The organism is Polaribacter sp. P097 (assembly GCF_036864555.1).
Taxonomy (GTDB): Bacteria; Bacteroidota; Bacteroidia; order Flavobacteriales; family Flavobacteriaceae; genus Polaribacter.
The window spans coordinates 516,175-530,672 of sequence record NZ_JAZETJ010000002.1 but is presented as its reverse complement, the minus strand read 5'-3'; the positions used below and the strand labels follow the sequence as shown (position 1 = coordinate 530,672).

The following is a 14,498-nucleotide window of genomic DNA, read 5'->3' as shown; positions in this document are numbered from 1 at the left end:
TCGATTTTGTAATTTTAACAAATGAGTTGCTGAAAATGAGTGCAAAGAAGTACTAATTAAATAGCCTTTTCGCATTAAATTTAGTGCGAAAAAGCGAATTGTAACAAAATTCTAAAATTTATTAGGGAATTACAATCTATATAAAATAACTCCTTATTTTTACCTTATGATTACTACATACTCGTTAAACGATTTGCCAAAAGTGGCTAATTCTATTATTGCAAGTGCAAAGCATAAAGTATTACTTTTTTACGGAGAAATGGGCGTAGGAAAAACAACTTTAATTAAACAAATTTGCAAAGAACTTGGTACAGAAGATAACATTTCTTCACCCACCTTTTCTTTAGTTAATGAATATAGTACTTGTGATAACAATACCTTATATCATTTTGATTTTTATAGAATTAACCATGAAGAAGAGGCTTTAGATATAGGAGTTGAAGATTATTTATATAGTAATAATTGGTGTTTCATTGAATGGCCAGAGAATATCGAAAATTTATTACCTTTAGATGCTGTTGCAATTCATCTTTCTATTTTAGAAGATGGTCAACGTAAAATTGAACTAAAATAAATACACTATATGAGCCAGTTTTCTCCTTTTAGTAAAGAAGAATTATTACCACAAACAGAAATGTTGGAAATAAAGAAAAAGAAAGGAGAACTTTTTATTGGTCTACCCAAAGAATCCCATTTAGGAGAAAAACGTGTTTGTTTAACTCCAGACGCTGTAACCGCTTTAACTGCTAATGGTCATAGAATTGTTATAGAAACTGGGGCAGGTGATGGCGCAAGTTTTACAGACAAAGAATATTCGGAAGCAGGTGCAAAAATTTCTTATGATACAGAAGAAGCATTTAAATGTAATATCATATTAAAAGTTGCACCACCTACTGAACAAGAAATTGAATATATAAATCCTCAGGCAGTATTAATATCATCACTTCAGCTAAAAACTCAATCTAAAAAGTATTTTGAGTGTTTGGCTAAAAAAAGAATTACGGCTGTTGCTTTCGATTATATTAAGGATGAACATAATACATTTCCTGTAGTAAAATCACTAAGTGAAATTGCTGGGACAGCTTCTGTATTAATAGCAGGTGAATTAATGAGTGGTGTTAATAAAGGTAATGGATTGTTATTTGGTAATATTGGTGGAGTGCCACCTACTAGTGTAGTTATTTTTGGAGCTGGTACTGTAGGCGAATATGCAGCAAGAACGGCTTTAGGTTTAGGTGCAAGAGTAAAGGTTTTTGACAATTCAATATCCAAATTAAGAAAATTACAACATGGCTTATCATCACCTATCTATACATCAACTTTACAACCAAAATCTGTTTCTAAAGCTTTAATGAGATGTGATGTTGCTATTGGTGCTATAAGAGGTAAAAACAGATCTCCTATTTGCGCTACAGAAACTATGGTAGAAACAATGAAAGAAGGATCTATTATAGTTGATGTTAGTATTGATAGAGGTGGTTGTTTTGAGACTTCAAATGTGACCTCGCACAACAAACCAACTTTTGTGAAGCATGGAGTAATTCATTATTGTGTGCCTAATATTCCTGCAAGATACTCTAGAACAGCTTCTGTTTCAATAAGTAATATATTTACACCTTATTTATTAAATATTGCTGAAGAAGGTGGTTTTGAAAATGCTGCCAGATTTGATAAAAGCCTAAGAAATGGAATGTATTTTTATCATGGAATTTTAACAAATAAAACTGTAGCAGAATGGTTCGATTTGCCATTTAGAGATATCAATTTATTAATTTTGTAATTCTTTTCTGAACTTAAAATCTTAAATTTGCCACTCAAAATTTATTGATGTTACTAAAACGTATAGGATATTTTTTAATTGGTGCTAGTATTAGTTCTATTGGGGTGTATTTTTTCTGGCAAAAGAAAAACGCCACTTTTGATTATGGTATGGATGCTAGAACGCTTAAAACTATTAGAATTAGAGAAAGAGTCTATTCTGATGAGGCTAAAAAAGTGATGCAAACTTCAGATATTGATAGCCTTAAGATAGAAAAGATTTTAAACTTTGGTGATGTAGATTTTGGTAAAGGAAAACCTAGACAGAAGCCTTGTGCTGAGTACTTTGTTACTGGTAAGAAAGAATTAGAAAATGTTAGTTTATACATTTCTAGATGCGACTCTACTTCTACCATTCAAAAAATAATGATACAATAGTTATTTATATTTATCATTTAAGCCTTTTCCTGCTTTAATTAGAGGAATAATTTTCTCAATTCTAGAATTTTTAGTATTTTCTTTTTTGGCTGTAGAAATATACTCAGCATATTCTCTTTGCTTTGATAAGGTTAACTTATAAAATGCATCATTCAGAGTTTTATTTGAATTCAAAACCAATTTAAGTTCAGAAGGTAAAATCACTGGTTTTGTATTTCTAGTTGGTTTAATTTCTTTACCAGCTTTACAGTTTTCAATTGCTTCTAAAACATAATTCTTAACTAGCTCTTTATCTATTTCATCAATAGAGCTAAATCTCATTTGTCTTAAGGCTTTTGTTTTATTCTCTTGAGCATTGATTAATAGATTTGCTTTATCCTTTAAAAATACACCTTGATGAAACCAAAGACCAACATAATTTTTAAAAGCTGACATTCCCAAAATATTTTTATCATTAAAAATATAAGCAGGTATGCCCCATTTTATATCTTCAACTAAAGGCAACTCATTTAAAATTGAACGAAGTAAAACTAACTCTTCTTTCCAAAAATCTTGTTCGTTAATGTATTCTGTAATTTCATTATTCATCCTCTAATTGTTGGTAAAACCGTTCTTCTATTTTAGTTACATTCTTAATGGTTTCTTTAATCCATTGCAGATATAATTGTTCCTTTTCATCCTTAGAAAGCATCCAATTAATATCTGAACTTTTAAGTCTAGTTGTCACATCTTGTAAAATAATAGCTGCAGCTACAGAAATGTTAAAACTTTCTGTAAAACCAACCATCGGAATTTTTAAAAATCCATCTGCATGTTCTTTTACAGTATCTGAAATACCTGTTGCTTCTGCTCCAAAAACAAAAGCTGTTTTTTTATTAATTTTGAAATCTTGTAAAAGATTAGCATCAGCATATGGAGAGGTTGCTATAATCTGATATCCAGCTGTTTTTAAATCATTTAAACATATTTTCGTATTATCATCATCTGTTTTGTATCTTTTAGTAGTAATCCATTTTTGAGCACCTTTTGTAACATATTTAGATACTCTATTAATGTACCTATTCTCTATTACATGTAAATCTTGAACACCAAAAATATCGCAGGTTCTAACTACTGCACTTGCGTTATGAGGTTGATAAATATCTTCTAAAACAACTGTAAAATGTCTAGTTCTTTCTGCCAAAACTTTCTGAAAAGTCTGTTTTCTTTTGTCAGTCAAAAAACCTTCTAAATACTCCAATAACTTTTTATCTACCATAAATACAAACATATCATTTTATTATTATTTTTACTAATATGAAAAATGTAGTAGTACTTACAGGTGCAGGAATTTCTGCAGAAAGTGGTATAAAAACTTTTAGAGATGCTGATGGTTTATGGGAAGATCATGATGTTATGGATGTTGCTTCCATAAGAGGTTTTAGAAATAATCCTGAATTAGTTTTAGACTTTTATAATCAAAGAAGAAGGCAATTGTTAGAGGTAGAACCTAATAAAGCGCATTTAAATTTAAAGAAGTTAGAAAAATATTATAAGGTAAATATCATTACTCAAAATGTAGATGATTTGCACGAAAGAGCAGGTAGTATTGCTATTACTCATTTGCATGGAGAGCTATTAAAAGTTAGAAGCACTAAAAATGAAACTGATGTTCTAAATTGGAAGAAAGATTTAAATTTAGGTGATGTTTGTAAATTAGGATATCAATTAAGACCACATATTGTATGGTTTGGAGAAATGGTACCTATGTTAGATAAAGCAATAGAAATTACGAAAAGAGCTGATATTCTAGTGGTAATTGGTACTTCAATGCAAGTATATCCTGCAGCTAGTTTAATTGAGTTTGTAAGTAACGAAGTTCCTATTTATTTTATAGACCCTAAACCAAATATAAATAGTCATTTATTTAATAAGCTAACAGTTATAAGTGATAATGCAACTAACGGAACTGATAAATTATTAGAAATTCTTAAGCTGTAAACGGTCTTACTAAACTTTTTCTGTCCATTTCAGAAACACACATTAATTCTGCAATGTGAATTATTTTTAGAAAGGTTAAGCTTAGTCCCATATTAACACTTTCATCAAGGGTTACTTCGTTTTCAGCTTTTATAGAAGATTTGGCTTTTTCAATCTGACTTTCACTAAGATCGCCATAAGAGTTGATATTTAAAGCTGTTACAATTAAGGAAACTAGAATTATTAGGGATTTTCTCATGATATTTTCTTTATATCATAAAGATACCCCCAATTTGAACCTTAAAGATTAAACTTCGCTTTGTACAAATTTACTGTAGACGAATGAAACTTAAGTTACGATTAGAAACTTATAACAGATCTAAACGCTTCATTAATTCTGGTCTGTTAGATCTACTTACGGGAATTACATCCTTTTTAATTAAAACACTATTATCTTCTATATCAATAATATGCTTTACATTAATTATATAAGATCTATGTACTTTTAGAAATAGAGAATCTGGTAACTTTTCCTCTATTTTTTTAAGTGTAGAGTGCACTATGTAATTCTTCTCCTCTGTTTTAATATTGATATAATCACCTTTAGCTTCAATTAGATAAATACTAGGCAAATCAATCTTTATTAGCCTTCTGTCAATATTTACATAAAAGTCATTTTTTATTGTTGGAGCAGCAGTTGTTTTTTCTTTTTTAGCAACAGCTAATGCCTTTTGCGCTTTTTGTATTGCCTTTTTAAATCTAGGTAATTCTACTGGCTTTAAAAGATAATCTACAATAAAATCAAACTCAAAAGCCTCTATAGCATACTTTGCATCTGTTGTAGTAAAAATAACTTTTGGTGGGTCTTTTAATGTTTTTATAAAATCTACTCCACTAAAAGCTGGCATATGAATATCTAAGAAAATTAAATCTACCTTATTTTCATTTAAATACTTTATGGCCTCAATAGCATCAGAAAATTCTTCAACTAGGTTTACATCTTTAATTTCATTACACAGCGTTTTAATAATTACGCGTGCCATTTTTTCATCGTCTATTACTATACAATTCATGTTTCTAAATAGTTTTTAAATATTTAGTAATTGCTGCAAGTGTATTTTCAAATTCTTCTTGTAAACCTTGGTTGGATTGATTGTTTCGAAGTACTTCTTCTAATTTCACAGCACTGTTATAACTAGTTTCTAAGCCCAAAATACTAAATTTATGTTTAATGCGATGAACGTTACTCGCAATAATTTCAGAATTTTTAGTTTTTAAGCATTCAAAATATTCTTTTTTCTCATCAGGAAATTCATCTTTAATCACTTGAATTAAAGTTTGTCTTATTGAGTCATCTCCTCTGGCCAATTGTTCTATATAATTTAAATTGGGTTCTATCATAGCTGCTTTCTTAAAGTAAATATTACAAGTGTTTCTTCACCTGGGTTCGATTTTATTTCAATATTACCATAATAAACTTCCACAATCTTTTTGGCTATAGATAAACCTATACCTGAAGATTGATTGTCATTATTTAATTTTTGAAAAGCATTAAATATTTTATCTAAATACTGATTTTCTATCCCTTTTCCATTATCCTTAACACAGAATTTCCAGTAGTTTTTCTCTTCTTCAAATAGAATTTCAACCAAGCCATTCTCACCTTTATCATTGTATTTAATGGCGTTATCTATTAAATGATAAAAAAGTAAATTTAATCGATATGTATCACCACTAATTATTGGTAGATTGTCTTGAATTTTGATTTCTATTTTATTAGGATTTTTTATTAATTTTAATAAACTTTTTAATAAATCATTTAAATCAATATCTCGCTTTTTATTGTGAATTTTATCAATATTAGTATACTCGTAAACATTTTTTAGAAGAGCATCCATCTTTTCTACATTTTCACCAATTAAACGAAGTATATCTTTACCTCCTTCATCTATCTGATCTTCGTAGTCAGTTTTTAGCCAAGTGGTTAACGCTTCTATACTTTGTAAGGGTGATTGTAAATCATGAGAAATCATATGAGCATAATCATTCAGTTCTGCATTTTGCTTTTCTAAATTAGAAAGTAAAAGATCTTTCTGCTTATTAATTTCTATAATTTCTTTGGTTTGATTATCAATAAAATCTACTAATTTTAAAGAATCTGATTCTTCCAAATTATTGGTTTCATCTAAGCCATAAAACTTTAATGTGTTAATTACATTATTAAGTTTAGCTATTATTTCTTTTTGAGCTTCTGATTCTTCTCTTAACTGCTGATTAGATTCAAATAGTTCTTCTGAACTTATAGATGCAGCTCTTTGCAACATTTTAAATTGCTCATCAGAAGTATTATAAGACCTTTCAATGGCCTCTAAAAATTCATTTAAGTCATCATCTGACTTGAATTTTTCGGGTAAATATTTACGAATTTGTCTTTTAAGTAAAGAGTTCATTACTCGCTTATTAATGTAATTGCCATTGTTTGATTGTGCAGTTGACAATTAGTTTCATCTTCAAAAGGAGCAATTTCTCCATAAGAATAAAAACCGCTTACTAACGTATTTGCACCAATTACTTCCATAACTTCTTCTACTTCCTCCTCTACTCTTTGATCTAGCACCAATTTTCTACCAATACAACTAACTAATATGGCTAATTCAGGTGCATTTTTTCTTTCTGCTAATGCTTTTTCAGCACCAATTTCTGCTGCATTTACAATGCTATCTACATTTGTCATCATTAACTGTACTTGAGATCCTTCTAAAATATCTCCAGCTAAAATCATAGAATTGTCTTCTTCATTAATATTTAAAATGGTTCTAACAATCGATTTTTTGTCATCTTTAGATTTTACATTTAAAGGATATAATAAGGCAGCACCTGGCAATTCTTTAGATTTTTCTCCTAAATAGGTTTTGTATAAGTCTAAAGCTGGTTTACCATCAATTTCGTATAACACATTATCTTTTGATTTTGTAACTAATCTTTCTGGTCCAAAAGGTGTCCATCCTCCATTAGAGGCAAAAGAAATTTCTAAAGATTCTCCATACAAACCAATAGCAATAATTTCGCCTTCTTTTGGCAACTCGTTGTAAGAAGAAAGTGTTTTTTCAAATCTTGCTGCATCTCCACATAGTGCACCTGTAACAATTAAATCTTGGTCTGAAGCTGAGTTCATACCAATAGCCAATTGACTTCCATTAATAAAACTACCATCAGAAATAATAAAAACGTGTTTTAAATTTTCTTGAGGTAATTGTTGTATAAGTTCTTTACCAACTTCTGTACTATTTAAACTTTCTTGATTCTCGCTAATTACGTTGGTAGTTTTAATAACAAAACTACTTTTTTCAAACTCGATAGCTGTTACAACAATAGATTCATCATCTACAGACTCTGATGTAATATTACCAGAGGTTGAACCAAAAACAAGATGACCATCAGGAAAAATAGATTTAATTTCATCATAAACAGATTCTGCTTCTAACAAATATCTGCTACCAAAAATTAGTACCAAAGGTGCTTTTAAAGTTTGCTTTTCGGTAATAAATTTAAACTCTGAATTTGCTTCTCTTTTTAATTGAACAGTTTTCATTAATCTATGTTTGGTTAGAGGTATACTAAATTAATATATTGATTGTATTATACATAGTATAAGCACTAAATTTACAATCTTTTTGGCAATACATAATCTATTTCTGTAAGAATATTATAACAAAAATAAAAAATTATTAAAAAGAACGTTAAAACAAAGTAGCTGATAGCCAAAAGTTTAAAAAACAGATTTAGAAATTAAAATGATGATAAAGTAGATAATAAAAAATTAAAAAAAGTAAAGTTTTTATACTTTTCTTAATTCATTCACGCTCCAATATGCCAAAACTTTTTCAATTTTTTTGACATAATCCTCATATTTAAGTGGCTTTAATACATAACCAGACATCCCTGTTTTGTAACATTCAATTAGGTCTGATTGATTACTAGAAGTAGTTAATATTACTGTAGGAATATGTAACAATTCATCATTAGCTTTAATGATTTTCAAAAATTCAATTCCGCTAATTTTAGGCATGTTAAGATCTAATAAAATTAAATCTGGTATGTTTGATTTATCTTCTAAAAATTTTAGAGCTTCCTCTCCATTCTTTGCCTCATGAAGCGTATGGTTTAATTTTAATAATGAAATGGTTCTTTTCATTTTCATTATTTCGATTAAATTATCTTCTACAAGTAATATTTTAAGGGTTTTTTCCAACTATGCAATTTTTTCGCGTTATTTACTGCAAATTAAATCTAAACTAATTTACTTTATTAATATTCGTGTTAGAAAGTGATTTGCATTCGATTAAATACCAATAAGTGTCGACGAATGGATTTCATCTATCTTTAAGAAACCAAACTGTTTATATAATCGTAAATCTCTCCTTTAGAAATTGAACTACCTTTTTCTATCAAATCAAAGATTTCTAAATTTCTTTCAACATTGTAAGGTTTACTCCCTTTAAAAATTTCTACAGAATTATCCATAGGATTTTGCATGAGCCATTCAAAACCCTTTTGTTCTAATAAATTAATATCCCAATTGACTTTAATAGCAATTCTATGAATTTGTTCATCTTCACATTTAAACAAGTTTGCAGAAGTTTTAGAAAAATGTTCTACATAGTTTACTTTTGTTAAAACATCATCCCAAACCAAATCCGAAAAAATATTCATTTCTTCTTCTGCTACCTTAGGTTTATTGGTCTTAATATCTTGCCATTCTTTTACATCTATACTTTGTGTTGCTAAAAACTGAGCAAACTCTTTATGCAAACTTTCAAATTGTTCTTTGGTAAGTTGTCTATATTTCATTTTGTTCCATTAAAAAACCGCTCAAAAAGTTTTGAGCGGTTCAAATATCTATTTATTATTTTGGTTTAGAAAATATAACGTAGACCAATTTGAGCTTGCCATCTAGATTGTAAGCTACTATCAAAAGCAAACGTGTCTGTTAACGTTTCGTCAAAAGTATAAGTTGGTTGTAATGTATTAGCATCAACAGAAACTCCTAATGGTTGTACATTTCTTGGTTGTTGAACAACACCCCAATCTGAATTAATTAAGTTACCAAGGTTTAAAATATCTAAACTTATTTGAATAGTATTTTCTTTACCATCTGCAACATTAAAATTAAAGTCTTGTAATACTTTTAAGTCCCAACGACCTCTCCATGGAGCTAGAGCACCATATCTTTCTACATACTGTCCTCTTCTTTCACTTAAATAATCATCTTGCTGAATGTAAGATTCAAATGCTGCAGCTTGTCCTGCACCTGTAAATTGCATTGAATTTAATTCTGATGCTGTTGGTACATATAATAAATCGTTTACAGATGAACCATCGTTATTGATGTCTCCTCCATACGTATAATTAAATCTACCTCCTTTAGCATATTCAAAGAATGTAGTAAAAGTTGTTGGAGCTTTTTCTCCAAAAAAGTTAAACTTTTTAGAAGCAACACCAATAATTCTATGTGTATCTCCATATTTAGAGTACGCTAAAACATCGTTGTTAGCATTTCCTACTACTGGATTAAAAGCGAATGCATCTCCTGTAATTTCTGCTTCAATTGAGTTTACATCTTTAGAGTTTAAGTAACTATATGCAATGTTTGTATACAAACCGTTGTCAAACGTCTTTTCTACTTTTGTAGTAAAGTTGTAAGTTCTACCTTTATTTGAGTTGGTAAATACATAACCATTGTTACCTTTATCTGAGTCTAAATAATATGCTCTATTATCTGCACCAGATAAGTTTCCTGTAGGATTTCTTAATCCCCAGTTTTGTACATGTGCACCGTTAATATCTTTACTGTAAGATAAATCTGTAGAGATTACATAGTTGCTTTCTAATTTATAATCTACACCAATGTTGGTTCTCCAAACTTGTGGAAATTGAAAATCTGGATCAACTGCTTGATAAAAGAAAGCCTCTGGATTTGCAATTTGGTTTCCAATCCAAACAAAAGGTAATCTACCTGTAAAGATACCTGTTCCTCCTCTTAATTGTAATTTTCCTTCGCCATTAGCATCCCAGTTAAACCCTAATCTTGGAGAAAATAACCACTTGTCTGTTGGCATTTTTCTGTTGTCTAGAGTAACTTCTTGTTGTGTATTTGGATTATAATAAGGAATATCAGGAGCAAAACAACATGCATTATCTATAACATCTTGCGCTTTCTGAGTAGTATCAAAGAATAAAGGTTTGTCAAAACGTACTCCATAAGTAATCTTTAAATCATCACTTGCATTCCATTCGTCTTGTACATAAAAAGCCAATTGACCTACATTAGTTTCTGCTAATGCAAAACCACCAGGATTTCCTGTACCATTTGCCAATCTTGAATTGTTTGCAGCAATTGCAGCATCAAATTGTGCTTGATAGTTTGCTACTAAAGCAGCTTCTGCTGTTGGGTTACCAACTGTGTTTCTAAAGTCTGCAATATCTCCTGAAGGGAAAAATACACCTTGAGCACCAAAAGCACCTAAGTTAAAAGAGTTATCAAACATAAATTTCTCAAAAGAAAAACCAACTGTATAAGTATGATCTCCTTTAAAAAAGCTCATGTTATTTGTAATTTGTAATACTTTTTGATCTAACTTGTTATTAATAGAAAATGGCTCATGACCAGCAATAATGTAATTAGAACCTCCATTTAATAAAGTAATTGATGGAGCTGGAGTAGATAATGGCGTTCTAAAATCATCAAAATGAGTATACCCAACTTGAAGTTTGTTAGAAGTTTCATCATTAAAAGTTGAATTTAATTCTACTAAGAATGAATTGATATTATTATTTATTTGATAACCTGCATTCTCAAATTGTAATGTAGTTGCATTTGGCCCTCTAAAACCTAATGCTGTTGGGTGTGCTGGTTTTTCTTTAGATGCTGTTAAAAAATTGTATACAAATGCTAATCTATGATTTTCATTAATATTCCAATCTAACTTAAATAAACCTTTCGTTGAATTTGCATCGTAAGTAAAGCCTTCATAAGCTCCTGGGTTATATGTTTGGCCATCACCAATATTAACCTGGCTTAAAATACTACTTACTAATTGTAAATCAGATTCTAAAACTCTAGACTCGTTTAGTGCTCCAGAACCTGTATTTGGTACAAATGAAGAACCTAATTCAGTAACTTCATCTTTCTCAAAATTAGCAAAAAAGAATAATTTATTTTTAATAATTGGTCCTCCAATACTAACTCCATACTGATTTTGAGTTAAACTTGGTTTGAAAACATCTTGACCATTGATTTTACCTCCTGTTAAATCTTCGTTTCTGTAAAAACCATAAACAGTTCCACGAAACTCATTTGTACCACTTTTCGTAACTGCATCTACAGAAGCTCCTGTAAATCCTGATTGAGTAACATCATAAGGTGCTACAGAAACAGAAATTTGTTCAATTGCATCTAAAGAAATAGGCTGTGCGTTTGTTTGTCCTCCAGGTGTTGCAGCATCCAATCCAAAAGGATTGTTAAAAATAGAACCGTCTAAAGAAAAGTTGTTAAACTGATCGTTTCTACCTCCAAAAGAACCATTACTTGCTGTAGGCTCTAATCTAGTAAAATCTGATGCTGATCTAGAAATTGTTGGTAAAACTTTTAATTGAGTAGCTGTTACACTTGTTTGTGCTCCAGTTCTATCGTTATTAAAAATTTTATTTTTTGCAGACGAAATAACAATCTCGTCTAAAGATTCTCCTTCTTCTACTAATTTTGCATCAATGTTTGTTGTTTTACCTAAGGTTAAATAAACATCATTAACTACTTGTTCTTTAAAACCTAAATAACTAAAAGTAATTTTATACGGTCCTCCAACTCTTAAGTTTAAAACGGTATATCTACCATTATCTTGAGCAGTTGTTCCTCTTAACGTACCTGTTGGAACATGTAAAACAGAAATTGTAGCCCCAAAAAGTGCTTCTCCTGTTTCGTCTGTAACAGTACCTTTAATTTTAGATGTTGTAACCTGTGCAAACAGAACAACATTTAACATTAAAAATAATGTTGTGAAAAATAATTTTTTGTTCATTTAATTTTGAATTTAAATTAGAATTTGATATTTCAGCAAAAGTAATAAAAACAAAAAACGCTTACTACAATAGTAAGCGTTTTTTTTAACGTTTAGTTAACAGTTTATTAACTATTCTGAAACTACTTCAAAATTAATATCTGCAACTACCTCTCTATGTAATCTAACAGATGCTTCATAAACTCCTAATCTTTTTACAGAACCACCAACAACTTTAATAAATTTCTTGTCGATTTCTGTTCCTTCTTTTGCTAAAGCTGCAGCTAAATCTATGTTGTTTACAGAACCAAATAATTTGTCTCCTGAACCAGTTTTAGATGCAATTTTAATCTCATATCCTTTAATTGTTTCTGCAACTTTATTTGCATCTTCAATTAATTTAGCTTCTTTATAAGCACGTTGTTTTAAATTCTCTGCTAAAACTTTCTTTGCAGATGAAGTAGCTAAAACTGCTTGTCCTGTAGGGATTAAAAAGTTTCTACCATAACCGTTTTTCACGTCTACGATGTCATCTTTAAATCCTAAATTTTCTACGTCTTGTCTTAAAATCAATTCCATGTCTCTACCTCTTTATTATTTTAACATATCTCCAACGTAAGGCATTAACGCTAAATGACGCGCTCTTTTAATTGCTTGCGCAACTTTACGTTGATACTTTAATGAAGTTCCTGTTAAACGTCTAGGTAAAATTTTACCTTGCTCGTTTACTAAATACATTAAGAAGTCTGCATCTTTATAATCGATATACTTGATACCTTTTTTCTTAAATCTACAGTATTTAGCTTCTTTTTTAGTTTCAATGTCTAATGGTGTTAAATATCTTACATCTGCAGATTTACCACCTTTTGCTTGTTGTTCTATTGATGCCATACCTTATTTTTTAGTAGATTTAACACGTTCTCTTCTTTTCTCTGCCCATGCAGCTGCATGTTTGTCTAGTCTTACAGTTAAATAACGCATAACGCTATCATCTCTTCTAAACTCTAATTCAAAAGCAGTAATTTCTTCTCCTGCAATTTTAAATTCAAATAAGTGATAAAAACCACTTTTCTTTTTTTGAATTGGGTAAGCTAATTTTTTTAAGCCCCAATCTTCTTTAGAAATCATTTCGGCACCTTTAGAAACCAAATAGTCATTAAACTTTTGTACTGTTTCCTTTATCTGAGTATCAGATAAAACGGGATTCAAAATGAAAACAGTTTCGTAATGATTCATAATTAAAAATTTATTGTTTATTTTTAAGGGTGCAAATATAATAACTTTTTTCTATTTAACACATAAAACAACCATTTATAATTAAGTAATTTATTGACTGCTAAATAAACCTAAAACACTGAAATGCAAATACCTAAAATACCTGATTTAATTCATTATGCGATTCCTTTTTTTGTAGCTACTGTAATCTTAGAAATAGTACTTACTATTAAAGTTAAAATGCAGGAATACGAATATAAAGATGCAGGAACCTCAATTATTATGGGTTTAGGAAATGTATTTATAGGTTTATTTACAAAAGCACTTGTATTAAGTTTGTTTTATTTCTTTTATCAATTCAGAGTTTTTAGCATTCCTTTTGCACTTTGGTCTTGGGTTGTTTTATTATTTGCTGATGACTTCTGTTATTATTGGTTTCATAGAATTAGTCATGAAAGTAGGTTTTTTTGGGCTAGCCATGTTGTGCATCACTCCTCTAAAGAATATAATCTTAGCACAGCTTTAAGGCAAACTTGGTCTGGTAGTTTTTTTAGCTTTATTTTCTGGATTCCATTAGTTGTTATAGGCTTTCATCCAATTATGGTTTTGGTTCAGATGTCTGTAAGTTTAATATACCAATACTGGATTCACACCAAATTAATTGATAAAATGCCAAAATGGTTTGAAGCCATTTTTAATACTCCCAGTCATCATAGAGTGCATCATGCAACAAATGCTCAGTATTTAGATAGAAATCATGCTGGAATATTTATTATTTGGGATAAATTATTCAAAACTTACGAACCTGAGGTTGAAGAACCTGTCTATGGTTTGGTAGCCAATATAGATACATATAATCCTATTAAAGTAGCTTTTTTAGAGTGGTATCAAATGTTTAAAGATGCTTTTACAACTAAAACTTCTTTAAGGAATAGAATTAATTACTTTATAAAACCTCCTGGATGGAAACATGATGGCTCTAGCATTTTGTCATCTGACTTAAGAAAATCTTGGGAAGAAAAAAGAGATAAGTAAAATACTTATCTCTTTATTAAAATAAACAATTCTTGA

At 29.7% G+C, this 14,498-nt stretch carries 18 protein-coding genes; 5 read left to right on the top strand and 13 right to left on the bottom strand.

Going from position 1 to position 14,498, the window contains the following annotated elements; translation table 11 throughout:
* Positions 1–166 precede the first annotated feature (166 nt).
* From tsaE to V7R38_RS09685, 3 genes are read left to right on the top strand one after another with little or no spacing between them, the layout of a single operon-like run.
* Complete coding sequence (tsaE, locus tag V7R38_RS09695; protein ID WP_334057971.1) at positions 167–574, top strand: tRNA (adenosine(37)-N6)-threonylcarbamoyltransferase complex ATPase subunit type 1 TsaE; 408 nt, start codon at positions 167–169, stop codon at positions 572–574.
* Between the two features lie 9 nt (positions 575–583).
* On the top strand, positions 584–1,780 hold the full coding sequence (locus tag V7R38_RS09690) for an alanine dehydrogenase (protein WP_334057969.1): 1,197 nt from the start codon (positions 584–586) through the stop codon (positions 1,778–1,780).
* 47 nt (positions 1,781–1,827) lie between these two features.
* Positions 1,828–2,196: a DUF4258 domain-containing protein gene (locus tag V7R38_RS09685; RefSeq protein ID WP_334057967.1), complete on the top strand. Its 369-nt coding sequence runs from the start codon at positions 1,828–1,830 to the stop codon at positions 2,194–2,196.
* On the opposite strand, the gene V7R38_RS09680 is transcribed toward V7R38_RS09685, so the two are convergent.
* Together V7R38_RS09680 and V7R38_RS09675 are read right to left on the bottom strand one after the other, a co-directional pair.
* On the bottom strand, positions 2,197–2,784 hold the full coding sequence (locus V7R38_RS09680; protein WP_334057965.1) for a YdeI/OmpD-associated family protein: 588 nt from the start codon (positions 2,782–2,784) through the stop codon (positions 2,197–2,199).
* Positions 2,777–3,466 carry a TrmH family RNA methyltransferase gene (locus tag V7R38_RS09675; protein WP_334057964.1) on the bottom strand — a complete coding sequence of 230 codons (690 nt, stop codon included), beginning with the start codon at positions 3,464–3,466 and terminating at the stop codon, positions 2,777–2,779. The genes V7R38_RS09680 and V7R38_RS09675 overlap by 8 nt, the downstream gene beginning before the upstream one ends.
* A 26-nt stretch (positions 3,467–3,492) precedes the next feature.
* Between V7R38_RS09675 and V7R38_RS09670 the strand changes: the two genes are divergently transcribed.
* Entirely contained in the window at positions 3,493–4,176 is a 684-nt protein-coding gene (locus tag V7R38_RS09670) for an SIR2 family NAD-dependent protein deacylase (RefSeq protein WP_334057963.1), read from the top strand.
* Here V7R38_RS09670 and V7R38_RS09665 read toward each other — a convergent pair.
* The 11 genes from V7R38_RS09665 to rpsF all read right to left on the bottom strand — a co-directional run bounded on the left by V7R38_RS09665 (position 4,166) and on the right by rpsF (position 13,448).
* Positions 4,166–4,414 (bottom strand): hypothetical protein, encoded by a 249-nt coding sequence (locus tag V7R38_RS09665; RefSeq protein ID WP_334057961.1) that lies wholly within the window; start codon positions 4,412–4,414, stop codon positions 4,166–4,168. The genes V7R38_RS09670 and V7R38_RS09665 overlap by 11 nt on opposite strands.
* Positions 4,415–4,523: 109 nt before the next feature.
* Entirely contained in the window at positions 4,524–5,228 is a 705-nt protein-coding gene (locus V7R38_RS09660) for a LytR/AlgR family response regulator transcription factor (protein WP_334057959.1), read from the bottom strand.
* Positions 5,229–5,232: 4 nt separating this feature from the next.
* A complete protein-coding gene (locus V7R38_RS09655) occupies positions 5,233–5,556 on the bottom strand; it encodes a hypothetical protein (protein WP_015480238.1) in 324 nt (107 codons plus the stop codon).
* Complete coding sequence (locus tag V7R38_RS09650; RefSeq protein ID WP_334057956.1) at positions 5,553–6,605, bottom strand: sensor histidine kinase; 1,053 nt, start codon at positions 6,603–6,605, stop codon at positions 5,553–5,555. The genes V7R38_RS09655 and V7R38_RS09650 overlap by 4 nt, the downstream gene beginning before the upstream one ends.
* The gene (locus V7R38_RS09645) at positions 6,605–7,747 is read right to left on the bottom strand and encodes an FIST signal transduction protein (RefSeq protein WP_334057954.1); all 1,143 of its coding nucleotides are present in this window, start codon (positions 7,745–7,747) and stop codon (positions 6,605–6,607) included. The genes V7R38_RS09650 and V7R38_RS09645 overlap by 1 nt, the downstream gene beginning before the upstream one ends.
* Before the next feature lie 246 nt (positions 7,748–7,993).
* Positions 7,994–8,407 (bottom strand): response regulator, encoded by a 414-nt coding sequence (locus V7R38_RS09640; protein WP_334057952.1) that lies wholly within the window; start codon positions 8,405–8,407, stop codon positions 7,994–7,996.
* 131 nt (positions 8,408–8,538) lie between these two features.
* The gene (locus V7R38_RS09635; RefSeq protein WP_334057950.1) at positions 8,539–9,006 is read right to left on the bottom strand and encodes a DUF6495 family protein; all 468 of its coding nucleotides are present in this window, start codon (positions 9,004–9,006) and stop codon (positions 8,539–8,541) included.
* A gap of 65 nt (positions 9,007–9,071) precedes the next feature.
* A complete protein-coding gene (locus V7R38_RS09630; RefSeq protein ID WP_334057947.1) occupies positions 9,072–12,233 on the bottom strand; it encodes a TonB-dependent receptor in 3,162 nt (1,053 codons plus the stop codon).
* Between the two features lie 111 nt (positions 12,234–12,344).
* Positions 12,345–12,791, bottom strand: a complete 447-nt coding sequence (gene rplI / locus V7R38_RS09625) for a 50S ribosomal protein L9 (protein WP_334057945.1) — start codon at positions 12,789–12,791, stop codon at positions 12,345–12,347.
* A 15-nt stretch (positions 12,792–12,806) separates the two neighbouring features.
* Complete coding sequence (rpsR, locus tag V7R38_RS09620) at positions 12,807–13,103, bottom strand: 30S ribosomal protein S18 (RefSeq protein ID WP_015480245.1); 297 nt, start codon at positions 13,101–13,103, stop codon at positions 12,807–12,809.
* Between the two features lie 3 nt (positions 13,104–13,106).
* A complete protein-coding gene (gene rpsF / locus V7R38_RS09615) occupies positions 13,107–13,448 on the bottom strand; it encodes a 30S ribosomal protein S6 (RefSeq protein WP_015480246.1) in 342 nt (113 codons plus the stop codon).
* A gap of 123 nt (positions 13,449–13,571) precedes the next feature.
* Here rpsF and V7R38_RS09610 point away from each other — a divergent pair, with 123 nt between their 5' ends.
* Positions 13,572–14,462: a sterol desaturase family protein gene (locus tag V7R38_RS09610; RefSeq protein WP_334057941.1), complete on the top strand. Its 891-nt coding sequence runs from the start codon at positions 13,572–13,574 to the stop codon at positions 14,460–14,462.
* Positions 14,463–14,498: the final 36 nt, after the last annotated feature.

Bases quoted from the DNA above. Each gene is read 5' to 3' on its own strand.
- tsaE (WP_334057971.1), top strand. From the start codon at position 167: ATGATTACTACATACTCGTTAAACGATTTGCCAAAAGTGGCTAATTCT.
- V7R38_RS09690 (WP_334057969.1), top strand. From the start codon at position 584: ATGAGCCAGTTTTCTCCTTTTAGTAAAGAAGAATTATTACCACAAACA.
- V7R38_RS09685 (WP_334057967.1), top strand. From the start codon at position 1,828: ATGTTACTAAAACGTATAGGATATTTTTTAATTGGTGCTAGTATTAGT.
- V7R38_RS09680 (WP_334057965.1), bottom strand. From the start codon at position 2,784: ATGAATAATGAAATTACAGAATACATTAACGAACAAGATTTTTGGAAA.
- V7R38_RS09675 (WP_334057964.1), bottom strand. From the start codon at position 3,466: ATGTTTGTATTTATGGTAGATAAAAAGTTATTGGAGTATTTAGAAGGT.
- V7R38_RS09670 (WP_334057963.1), top strand. From the start codon at position 3,493: ATGAAAAATGTAGTAGTACTTACAGGTGCAGGAATTTCTGCAGAAAGT.
- V7R38_RS09665 (WP_334057961.1), bottom strand. From the start codon at position 4,414: ATGAGAAAATCCCTAATAATTCTAGTTTCCTTAATTGTAACAGCTTTA.
- V7R38_RS09660 (WP_334057959.1), bottom strand. From the start codon at position 5,228: ATGAATTGTATAGTAATAGACGATGAAAAAATGGCACGCGTAATTATT.
- V7R38_RS09655 (WP_015480238.1), bottom strand. From the start codon at position 5,556: ATGATAGAACCCAATTTAAATTATATAGAACAATTGGCCAGAGGAGAT.
- V7R38_RS09650 (WP_334057956.1), bottom strand. From the start codon at position 6,605: ATGAACTCTTTACTTAAAAGACAAATTCGTAAATATTTACCCGAAAAA.
- V7R38_RS09645 (WP_334057954.1), bottom strand. From the start codon at position 7,747: ATGAAAACTGTTCAATTAAAAAGAGAAGCAAATTCAGAGTTTAAATTT.
- V7R38_RS09635 (WP_334057950.1), bottom strand. From the start codon at position 9,006: ATGAAATATAGACAACTTACCAAAGAACAATTTGAAAGTTTGCATAAA.
- V7R38_RS09630 (WP_334057947.1), bottom strand. From the start codon at position 12,233: ATGAACAAAAAATTATTTTTCACAACATTATTTTTAATGTTAAATGTT.
- rplI (WP_334057945.1), bottom strand. From the start codon at position 12,791: ATGGAATTGATTTTAAGACAAGACGTAGAAAATTTAGGATTTAAAGAT.
- rpsR (WP_015480245.1), bottom strand. From the start codon at position 13,103: ATGGCATCAATAGAACAACAAGCAAAAGGTGGTAAATCTGCAGATGTA.
- rpsF (WP_015480246.1), bottom strand. From the start codon at position 13,448: ATGAATCATTACGAAACTGTTTTCATTTTGAATCCCGTTTTATCTGAT.
- V7R38_RS09610 (WP_334057941.1), top strand. From the start codon at position 13,572: ATGCAAATACCTAAAATACCTGATTTAATTCATTATGCGATTCCTTTT.